Origin of the sequence: Phaeovulum veldkampii DSM 11550 (assembly GCF_003034995.1) — a bacterium.
In the GTDB taxonomy this organism is placed as follows: Bacteria; Pseudomonadota; Alphaproteobacteria; order Rhodobacterales; family Rhodobacteraceae; genus Phaeovulum; species Phaeovulum veldkampii.
The window spans coordinates 97,365-105,974 of sequence record NZ_PZKF01000008.1; the positions used below are offsets into that span (position 1 = coordinate 97,365).

Here is an 8,610-nt window from a genome sequence, read left to right on the forward strand (position 1 = left end):
TAGGCGGTTCGCCCTGCGGCGGCAAGGCTCAGATCGGCAGTGTGCGCAGACGCTCCATCAGCGCGCCGATGCCAGCCGCGTCGATATTGGCAAAGGCGATGCGCATCTGGCGCGCGCCGGCCTGGTCGCCCGTTGGCATGAACATGGTGCCGGGCAGCGCCAGCACACCTGCCGTGCGAACCAGCGCGCGGGCAAACTCGGGCGCGGGCAGCGGCGAGGGGTGGGTGACATAGGCGAAATAGGCGCCGCAGCCGAGCATGTTCCAGCCCGGCAGGGCGGCCAGCCCCGCCTGCATCGCGGTCCGGCGTGCCAGAATTTCGGCTCGTTCCGCCGCCACCCAGTCACGCAGGTTGCGCATCCCCCACAGCGCCGCGATCTGGCCCAACTGGTTGGGGCAGATCGCCACGGTGTCTAGAAATTTCTCGACCTCGGCCAGACGCGCGGGGCTGGCCACGATCGCGCCGACGCGGTGCCCGGTCAGCCGATAGGCTTTCGAGAACGAGTAAAGCTGGATCAGAACCTCGTCCCAGTCGGGATCGACGAACAGATCATGCGGCGCGCCGCTGCGGCTGTCGAAATCGCGATAGGTTTCATCGACGATCAGCGCAAGCCCCTGCGCGCGGGCCAGATCGCGAAAGGCCGCCAGCGTCTCGGCGGGGTATTCGGCACCGCCGGGGTTGTTCGGGCTGACCAGCACGATGGCCCGGGTGCGCGGACCGATCAGCCGCGCCGCCGCGGCGGCCTCGGGGATCAGGCCGGGGCCGGTGGCCAGCGGCACGGCCTTCACCCCCGACATGTCGAGCCACATCTTGTGATTGAAATACCACGGCGCGGGCAGGATCACCTCGTCCCCCGCACCGGCCAGTGTTGCCATCACGGCGCAGAAAGCCTGATTGCAACCTTGGGTAATTGCGACCTGGGCTGCCGCGATCTGCCCGCCATAGGCCGCCCGCCACTGCACAGCGACCTCGGCGCGCAGTTCGGGCAGGCCCAGAACCGGGCCGTAAAGATGTGCCGCGGGGTCGTTTAGCGCGGCCTCGGCAATCGCCCGGCGCAGCGCCTCGGGCGGCGGATCGACGGGGGCCGCCTGGCTGACGTTGATCAGCGGCCGCTCGGGCGGGAACGCCACCCCTTCCAGCCAGCGCCGCGCCTCCATCACCGGAGGGACGAAGGTCTGACCAAGGGCTGGGTTAAGCGGGTGGGGCATCGGCACGGCTCCGGCAGATCGACGCGCTAGGGGACCATTCCCGCCGCCGGGATGCAAGCCCCGGCGCGGCAGAAGGGGGGCTGTCTGCCCCCCTCGTCCCCTGCGGGGCCTCACCCCCCGAGGATATTTCGGCAACGGGAAGCGGTTAACCGGATTTTTACGAGGTCGAGGCAGGCTTGGTTTGCGGGACAGGCGGGGACGCCGATGACCGTCAACGGGAAGGCGCCCGGCGGCTTGACCTGGTCTCCCGCCGGGGCCGGACCCTCTTGCTTGCGGGCTTTCCCGTTGCCGAAATATCCTCGGGGGTGAATTGGCCGCAGGCCAAGAGGGGGCAGACAGCCCCCCTTTTTTGATTTTAGTCCGCGCCGCGGAAGGGTTGCACGTATTGCAGCGCCATGTCCCAGGGGAAGAAGATCCAGGTGTCCTGGCTGACCTCGGTGATATAGGTGTCCACCAGCGGTTTGCCCTTGGGTTTGGCGTAAACCGTGGCGAAATGCGCCTTGGGGTAAAGCTTTCGCACCAGTTCCAGCGTCTTGCCGGTATCGACCAGATCATCGACGATCAGGATGCCGGTGCCATCGCCCATCAACTCGGCCTGGGGTGATTTGGTGACCAATGCTTCGCGCTGATCCTGATGGCTGTAGCTTTTGACGCTGATCGTATCGACCACGCGGATATCCAGTTCGCGGCTGACGATCATCGCGGGCACCAGGCCGCCGCGGGTGATGCCCACCACCGCGCGCCATGCGCCATTGTCGGGGCCTTTGCCATCCAGCCGCCAGGCCAGCGCGCGCGCGTCGCGGTGCAACTGGTCCCAGTGGACGTGAAAGCCCTTTTCATGAGGTAACCGGTCAACCATGGGAAATGTCCTTTCAGGGCTTGAGGATCAGCACGAGGCCGAGCGCAAACAGGGCGATTGCGGCGCCCCGGTCGATCCAGGATTTGGCAGAAAAGTAGCGCGTGCGCATCAGCGCCGTGGACATGGCGAGAACGACGACGGCATACCAGAACAGTTCGGTCGCAAGGCAGGCGGCATAGACCCCGATCTGCCGCAGCAGGCCCAGCGGCTCTGGAAAGACCGACAGGATCAGCGCCGAATAGAATAGCGCGGGCTTGGGGTTCGACAGGTTCAGCACGATCCCCCCCCAGAAGCTGCGCCCGAAGCGGCCGTCGGCGGCGTCCGGCAAGGGCATCGTTGCCGCGCGCCACAGCCCCCAGGACATCCAGAGCAGATACACCCCGCCCAGAACCTTCATGCCGGTGAACAGCGCCGGGTGCAGCCGGAACAGCACCGCCAGCCCCATCAGCGCGAACAGGCACCACAACGATGCGCCCACGGCCAGCCCAAGCCCATAGGGCAGGGCGCGGTCACGGCCATGGGCAAAGGCGGTTTGCGTGGCTGCGATGATCGCCGGCCCCGGCGAGAGAATCGCCAGGGACAGCGTCGAGATCATCACCAGATAGGGTGCGAGGTCCAAGATCGGCTTATCCGCCGTTGCGGCCCGTCACCACGTCGATATCGGGGGCATCAACCGCCTTCATGCCGACGACATGATAGCCCGCATCGACATGCAGGTTTTCGCCGGTGGTGCCGGAGCCGAGATCGGAGAGCAGATACAGCGCAGCCTTGCCGACCTCTTCCTGCGTCACGTTGCGGCGCAGGGGTGAGTTCAGTTCGTTCCACTTCATGATATAGCGGAAATCGCCGATGCCGCTGGCCGCCAGCGTCTTGATCGGGCCCGCGCTGATGGCGTTCACGCGGATGCCATCCTTGCCCAGGTCTTCGGCGATGTATTTGACCGAAGCCTCTAGCGCGGCCTTGCACAGGCCCATCACGTTGTAATGCGGCATCACCTTTTCGGCACCGTAATAGGTCAGCGTCAGCAGGCTGCCGCCCTTGGGCATCAGCCGGGCCGCGCGCTGGCAAACTGCGGTAAAGGAATAGACCGAGATGTCCATCGACATCAGGAAGTTGGCGCGCGAGGTTTCGACATAGCGCCCGCGCAGTTCGTTCTTGTCGGAAAAGCCGATGGCATGGACGACGAAATCCACCGTGCCCCATTCCGATTCCAGCCAGGAAAACAGCGCATCGAGGCTTTCTTCGCTGGCCACGTCGCATTCGAACAGGCGCGGTGTGCCGATCGAGGCGGCCAGCGGTTCGACCCGCTTTTTCAGCGCGTCGCCCTGATAGGAAAACGCCAGTTCCGCGCCCGCATCGGCGCAGGCCTTGGCGATGCCCCAGGCGATCGACTTGTCATTGGCGAGCCCCATGATCAGCCCGCGCTTGCCCGTCATCAGATTGCTTGACATCCGCACTCCCCACGCTTCCAAGGTAATTGCACCGCTTTAGGCCAAAGCGGTAGGGGCATCAAGGCACGGCTGCGGGGGAACTGCGGTTGTCACGAGGAGGCGCGGCATGATCGACAGGGGCGGCATTTTTGCGGGCGACGACCCGTTTCAACTCGCGCGCGACTGGCTCACCGAGGCCGAGGGGACCGAGGTCAACGATCCCAACGCCATCGCGCTGGCCACGGTGGATGCGGCGGGTTTGCCCAATGTGCGTATGGTGCTGCTGAAAGAGATCGAGGGCAGCCAGGCTGCAGGCGACGGCGCCTTTGTGTTCTACACCAATTACGGGTCGGCCAAGGCGCGCGAGATCGAGGCCAATGGCAAGGCGGCCTTCGTGATGCACTGGAAATCGCTGCGTCGGCAGATTCGTGTGCGCGGCCTGACCGAACGCGAAGAGGGGCCGCAGGCCGATGCCTATTTTGCCTCGCGCAGCCTGAAAAGCCGGCTTGGAGCCTGGGCCTCGCGGCAAAGTGAGCCGCTGTCCTCGCGCATGGCACTGGTGGGCGAGGTGGCGCGGGTGACGGCAAGTCATGGCCCCAACCCCAAGCGCCCCCCGTTCTGGGGCGGTATCAGATTGGTTCCACTGGAGATTGAATTCTGGGCGGATGGCCCGTTCCGTCTGCATGACCGCTTTCGCTGGGTCCGCGACAACCCAGGGACGAATTGGGCGATTACCCGCCTGAACCCTTGAAACTCACGCTTCGTGAAATGCGGCAGGTAAGGAATACCATACTTTTGGGGTTGCTTGCCCCCTTTGTCTGTGACAATGCGCGGTTTGGATAAGGATTGTCACGGGAACTGAGCCATATGAACGACCTCCAGACGGAACTCCGCCGCGTTTCGGGGCGGGTGAAGTGGTTCGATCCTGCGAAGGGCTTCGGCTTTATTCTTGACGCCGAAAATGGCCCCGACATTTTGCTGCACGCCAATGTTCTGCGCAATTTCGGGCAAGGCTCTGTGGCCGATGGCGCCGGGATCGTGGTTTCAGTTCAATTGACGGCGCGCGGCGCGCAGGCGGTCGAGGTGCTGGAAATCTCGCCCCCGGAAATCGAGCGGTTCGGCCAGATGGAAGATCTGGGCGACAGCGACCCCGAGGAAATCGCGGCGCTGCCGCTGGAACCCGCGCGGGTCAAGTGGTTCGACAAGATCAAGGGATTTGGCTTTGCCAATGTTTTTGGCCAGTCCGAGGATGTGTTCGTGCATATCGAGGTGCTGCGCCGGTCGGGCTTTGCCGATTTGGCCCCCGGCGAGGCGGTTTGCCTGCGGGTGATCGACGGCAAGCGTGGCCGGATGGCGGCGCAGGTTCTGTCGTGGGAAGTCGCGCTGCGCGAACTGCGCTGATGCGGGCGGCGGTTTTCGCGCTGCTGGTTGCGGCAACGGGCGCCGGGGCGGGCGAGTGCCAGGACGATCTGGCATTGATCCGGGCCGGTGAACGGCAGGTGCGCCTTGCGGTTGAGGTCGCCGACGACCCGGCCGAACGCGCGCAGGGTCTGATGGGGCGCGAAAGCCTGCCCAAGGGCGCCGGGATGCTGTTCATCTATGATCGCGCGCAGCCTGTGGCTTTCTGGATGAAGAACACGCCGCTGCCGCTCGACATGATTTTTTTCGACGCCGCGGGCCGGGTGGTGCGGGTGCATGAGAACGCCCGCCCCTTTGATGAAACCCCGATCCTTGGCGGCGATGCGGTGCTGATGGTGCTGGAAATCAACGGCGGTATGGCGCGCCGGCTGGGCATTGGCCCCGGCGCCGAACTGGCCCATCCGCAACTGTCGCAAGATGGCGCCGCTTTTCCCTGCAACTGACCCTTTTCCTTCGGCCCGCGCCGGGCTAGGTAGGCGGTGTCGGGGCGTAGCGCAGTCTGGTAGCGCGCCTGCTTTGGGAGCAGGATGTCGTAGGTTCGAATCCTATCGCCCCGACCACTTCCTCCGGCAGGCCCCGGCCCGCCGGGTTGCGTGTTCATTCTGACCCTCCGGTCGGAAAAGCGACATTGTCCTTGAAAATCGCCGCCGATGGGCGCATTTAAGCCGCGCTCGCGGACTCAGGCGGGCGGCATCAAGACGGAGTGACCATGGCCAAGGAAGAAATGCTCGAATTCCCCGGCGTCGTGAAGGAACTCCTGCCGAATGCGACGTTTCGGGTCGAGCTGGAAAACGGCCATGAAATCATCGCGCATATGGCAGGAAAGATGCGCAAGAACCGTATCCGGGTTCTGGCGGGCGACAAGGTTCAGGTGGAAATGAACACCTACGACCTGAGCAAGGGCCGCATCAACTACCGCTTCAAGTGAAGCTGATCCTGGGATCGGCCAGCCCGCGACGGCTGGAGTTGCTGGGGCAACTGGGTATCGTGCCCGATTGTGTGCGCGCGCCTGAAATCGACGAAGATCCGAAAAAGGGCGAATCGCCGCGTGACTATGTCACCCGGATCGCGCGCGAAAAGGCCGCGGCCGTGCGCTGCGCCGAGGATGAGATCGTGATCTGCGCCGATACCACGGTGACCGTGGGCCGCCGGATTCTGGGCAAGCCGCGCGATGCGGGCGAGGCGGCCGAATTCCTGTGGGCACTGTCGGGGCGGCGGCATCATGTGCTGACCGCCGTCGCGGTCAAGCGCGGCGCGCATCTGCGCGAACGGCTGGTCGATACGATCGTGAAATTCAGGCCGCTCTCCAACCCCGAGGTGAACGGCTATCTTGCCTCGGGCGAGTGGCAGGGCAAGGCGGGCGGCTATGCCATCCAGGGCCGCGCCGGGGCCTTCATTCCGTGGCTTCAAGGCTCGTTCACCGGGGTCGTGGGCCTGCCCTTGGCCGAAACCGCCACGCTCTTGCGCGCCGCGGGCTACCCGGTGGAGGCGGAATGAAGGGGCGGGTCGTTGTGCTGGGCCAGTTGCGCGGCCGCGAGGCGGCGGCGCTGATGGTCGATGGCCGACTGGAGGATCTGATCCTTGCCGCGCCCGAAGACACGCTTGCCCCCGGCGCGATCTGCCGCGCGGTGGTGGACCGACCGGTGAAGGGGCAGGGCGGGGTCTTTGTCCGGCTGCCCGAAGGCAACGGGTTTCTGCGCGATACCGGCGGGTTGGCACCCGGCCAGTCGGTGCTGGTGCAGGTCGCCGCCGGGGCCGAACCCGGCAAGGCGCTGCCGGTCACAACCCGGCTGCTGTTCAAAAGCCGCTATGCGATCGTCACCCCCGGCGCGCCGGGGCTGAACGTCTCGCGCCGCATCCGCGACGCCGAGACCCGCACCGCGCTGGAAACGCTGGCCGAACGCGTGATGGCGGGGGCCGGGATGGGGCTGATCCTGCGGTCGGCCTGCGTTCTGGCCGAGGATGACGAGATCGCCGAAGACATCACCGCGATGCGCGATCTGGCCGCCGCGGTGCTGGCTGATGCGGCGGGCGGGCCGGAACTGCTGGTCGATGCGCCGACCCCGCATGAGGAGGCCTGGCGCGATTGGGCCGAACCCGCGCCCGACGCGGTCGAGGATGGCCCCGAGGCGATGCTGGCGCATGGGGTCGAGGAGGCGCTGGCGACCTTGCTGGGCCCGCGCGTGGCGCTGCCCGGCGGTGGGCACATGATGATCGAACCCACCCGGGCGCTGGTGGCGGTCGATGTGAACACCGGCCCCGACACCTCGCCTGCGGCGGGGCTCAAGGCCAATATCGCGGCCGCCCGCGACCTGCCGCGGCAGTTGCGGCTGCGGGGTCTGGGGGGCCAGATCATTGTCGATTTCGCGCCGATGGCGAAAAAGGACCGTGCCGCGCTGGAACAGCAATTGCGCGCGGCCTTCAAGGGTGAGGCCGCCGAAACCAGCCTTGCCGGCTGGACGCCGCTGGGCAATTACGAACTGAGCCGCAAGCGCGACCGGCTGCCGCTGGCGCATCTGCTGGAGCGCGCGCCATGAGCTGCCCCATCTGCGGCAAGCCCGCCGATCCGAACTATCGCCCCTTCTGTTCGCGCCGCTGTGCCGACATCGACCTTGGGCGCTGGCTGAAAGGCTCTTACGTCATCCCCGGCGACGTGTCGGAGGAGGATGACAGCCCGCGCCCGCCCGAAGACCCGCGCCCGAACTGACGCCTGCCGTGTGCTGCGCGGGTTCTCCCCAGCTTTGTGAACCTTATCCCCATCTTGCTTTGGGGAATCGCTTTACAGGCCGCCGCTTTGCCCGCACCATATTTCGTATGGGCAGGCGAGGTAACCGCCGCTCGTTGTAAGCACGCCAAGCTGTTGGGTGCGACCCGATGGCGGCAACAGGCAGGAGGCGGACATGGCGCTGAGCGAGGACTTCCTGACCTCGGACGATCTGCATCCGATCGACTTGGTCGAAACCCTGGCCGAAACCCGCGACTGGGAATTTGACCGCGTCACCGATGACCAGATCGCCATGGTGGTCGAGGGGCAGTGGCGGACCTATTCGATCACGCTGGCATGGTCGGCAGGGGATGAGACGCTGCGGCTGATCTCGACCTTCGAGATGGACCCGCCCTCGCACCGGCTGGGCGCGCTTTACGACCTGCTGAACCGCGTCAACGATCAGGTCTGGACCGGCGCCTTTACCTATTGGGTTGAACAGCGGCTGATGGTCTGGCGCCACGGGCTGGTGCTGGCGGGCGGGCAGATCGCTGCGCCCGAGCAGATCGACCGTCTGATCGGCGCGGCGGTGAGTGCTGCCGAACGGTTCTACCCGGCCTTCCAACTGACCGCATGGGGGGACGAAGACCCCGAGGCCGCAATGCAGGTGGCCATTGCCGAGGCCTACGGGCGGGCCTAATCTTTCCCCGACAGAATGGGGGAAGGCAATGGATTTCAACATGATCGCCGCGCGGGGGCTGGTGCTTCTGGGGTGCGGCAAGATGGGTTCTGCGATGCTGGGTGGCTGGCTGCGGCAGGGGCTTGCACCCGGCGCGGTCTGGGTGCTTGACCCGCATCCAAGCGACTGGCTGGTTGCGCAGGGCGTGCATCTGAACGCCGACCTGCCCGCGCGCCCGGCGGTGGTGCTGATCGCGGTCAAGCCGCAGATGATGGGCGCGGCGCTGCCCACGCTGGCGGCGATGGGCGGGGG

Annotated in this window: 13 protein-coding genes and 1 tRNA gene; 10 read left to right on the forward strand and 4 right to left on the reverse strand. The window is 65.9% G+C overall.

Features of this window, described 5'->3' with window-relative positions:
• Nucleotides 1-28: 28 nt before the first annotated feature.
• The 4 genes from C5F46_RS05260 to fabI all read right to left on the reverse strand — a co-directional run bounded on the left by C5F46_RS05260 (nucleotide 29) and on the right by fabI (nucleotide 3,517).
• A complete protein-coding gene (locus C5F46_RS05260) occupies nucleotides 29-1,207 on the reverse strand; it encodes an aminotransferase (RefSeq protein WP_107324308.1) in 1,179 nt (392 codons plus the stop codon).
• Between the two features lie 355 nt (nucleotides 1,208-1,562).
• Entirely contained in the window at nucleotides 1,563-2,066 is a 504-nt protein-coding gene (gpt, locus tag C5F46_RS05265) for a xanthine phosphoribosyltransferase (RefSeq protein WP_107324309.1), read from the reverse strand.
• 13 nt (nucleotides 2,067-2,079) lie between these two features.
• Nucleotides 2,080-2,685 (reverse strand): LysE family translocator, encoded by a 606-nt coding sequence (locus C5F46_RS05270; protein ID WP_235820089.1) that lies wholly within the window; start codon nucleotides 2,683-2,685, stop codon nucleotides 2,080-2,082.
• Nucleotides 2,686-2,692: 7 nt separating this feature from the next.
• The gene (gene fabI, locus C5F46_RS05275; RefSeq protein ID WP_107324311.1) at nucleotides 2,693-3,517 is read right to left on the reverse strand and encodes an enoyl-ACP reductase FabI; all 825 of its coding nucleotides are present in this window, start codon (nucleotides 3,515-3,517) and stop codon (nucleotides 2,693-2,695) included.
• 106 nt (nucleotides 3,518-3,623) lie between these two features.
• On the opposite strand from fabI, the gene pdxH reads away from it, so the two are divergent.
• From pdxH to C5F46_RS05325, 10 genes are all read left to right on the forward strand, one after another.
• On the forward strand, nucleotides 3,624-4,247 hold the full coding sequence (gene pdxH / locus C5F46_RS05280; protein WP_107324312.1) for a pyridoxamine 5'-phosphate oxidase: 624 nt from the start codon (nucleotides 3,624-3,626) through the stop codon (nucleotides 4,245-4,247).
• Between the two features lie 116 nt (nucleotides 4,248-4,363).
• Nucleotides 4,364-4,897 (forward strand): cold-shock protein, encoded by a 534-nt coding sequence (locus tag C5F46_RS05285; RefSeq protein ID WP_107324313.1) that lies wholly within the window; start codon nucleotides 4,364-4,366, stop codon nucleotides 4,895-4,897.
• The gene (locus tag C5F46_RS05290; RefSeq protein ID WP_107324314.1) at nucleotides 4,897-5,358 is read left to right on the forward strand and encodes a DUF192 domain-containing protein; all 462 of its coding nucleotides are present in this window, start codon (nucleotides 4,897-4,899) and stop codon (nucleotides 5,356-5,358) included. Before C5F46_RS05285 ends, C5F46_RS05290 begins: the two co-directional genes overlap by 1 nt.
• Before the next feature lie 40 nt (nucleotides 5,359-5,398).
• Nucleotides 5,399-5,475: transfer RNA gene (locus tag C5F46_RS05295), tRNA-Pro, on the forward strand.
• Nucleotides 5,476-5,624: 149 nt separating this feature from the next.
• Nucleotides 5,625-5,843, forward strand: coding sequence for a translation initiation factor IF-1 (infA, locus tag C5F46_RS05300; protein ID WP_036636451.1), 219 nt, complete (start codon nucleotides 5,625-5,627; stop codon nucleotides 5,841-5,843).
• The gene (locus tag C5F46_RS05305; RefSeq protein ID WP_107324315.1) at nucleotides 5,840-6,412 is read left to right on the forward strand and encodes a Maf family protein; all 573 of its coding nucleotides are present in this window, start codon (nucleotides 5,840-5,842) and stop codon (nucleotides 6,410-6,412) included. The genes infA and C5F46_RS05305 overlap by 4 nt, the downstream gene beginning before the upstream one ends.
• The gene (locus C5F46_RS05310; RefSeq protein WP_107324316.1) at nucleotides 6,409-7,452 is read left to right on the forward strand and encodes a ribonuclease E/G; all 1,044 of its coding nucleotides are present in this window, start codon (nucleotides 6,409-6,411) and stop codon (nucleotides 7,450-7,452) included. Before C5F46_RS05305 ends, C5F46_RS05310 begins: the two co-directional genes overlap by 4 nt.
• On the forward strand, nucleotides 7,449-7,622 hold the full coding sequence (gene yacG / locus C5F46_RS05315) for a DNA gyrase inhibitor YacG (protein WP_107324317.1): 174 nt from the start codon (nucleotides 7,449-7,451) through the stop codon (nucleotides 7,620-7,622). Before C5F46_RS05310 ends, yacG begins: the two co-directional genes overlap by 4 nt.
• 193 nt (nucleotides 7,623-7,815) lie before the next feature.
• On the forward strand, nucleotides 7,816-8,319 hold the full coding sequence (locus tag C5F46_RS05320; RefSeq protein WP_107324318.1) for a type III secretion system chaperone family protein: 504 nt from the start codon (nucleotides 7,816-7,818) through the stop codon (nucleotides 8,317-8,319).
• Nucleotides 8,320-8,347: 28 nt separating this feature from the next.
• On the forward strand, nucleotides 8,348-8,610 hold a 263-nt coding region (locus C5F46_RS05325), incomplete at its 3' end, for an NAD(P)-binding domain-containing protein (RefSeq protein WP_181317731.1).

What these genes read in the sequence shown, in the direction of transcription:
- C5F46_RS05310 (WP_107324316.1), top strand. Translation starts at nt 6,409, where the DNA reads ATGAAGGGGCGGGTCGTTGTGCTGGGCCAGTTGCGCGGCCGCGAGGCG.
- C5F46_RS05290 (WP_107324314.1), top strand. Translation starts at nt 4,897, where the DNA reads ATGCGGGCGGCGGTTTTCGCGCTGCTGGTTGCGGCAACGGGCGCCGGG.
- infA (WP_036636451.1), top strand. Translation starts at nt 5,625, where the DNA reads ATGGCCAAGGAAGAAATGCTCGAATTCCCCGGCGTCGTGAAGGAACTC.
- pdxH (WP_107324312.1), top strand. Translation starts at nt 3,624, where the DNA reads ATGATCGACAGGGGCGGCATTTTTGCGGGCGACGACCCGTTTCAACTC.
- C5F46_RS05285 (WP_107324313.1), top strand. Translation starts at nt 4,364, where the DNA reads ATGAACGACCTCCAGACGGAACTCCGCCGCGTTTCGGGGCGGGTGAAG.
- yacG (WP_107324317.1), top strand. Translation starts at nt 7,449, where the DNA reads ATGAGCTGCCCCATCTGCGGCAAGCCCGCCGATCCGAACTATCGCCCC.
- C5F46_RS05260 (WP_107324308.1), bottom strand. Translation starts at nt 1,207, where the DNA reads ATGCCCCACCCGCTTAACCCAGCCCTTGGTCAGACCTTCGTCCCTCCG.
- gpt (WP_107324309.1), bottom strand. Translation starts at nt 2,066, where the DNA reads ATGGTTGACCGGTTACCTCATGAAAAGGGCTTTCACGTCCACTGGGAC.
- C5F46_RS05320 (WP_107324318.1), top strand. Translation starts at nt 7,816, where the DNA reads ATGGCGCTGAGCGAGGACTTCCTGACCTCGGACGATCTGCATCCGATC.
- fabI (WP_107324311.1), bottom strand. Translation starts at nt 3,517, where the DNA reads ATGTCAAGCAATCTGATGACGGGCAAGCGCGGGCTGATCATGGGGCTC.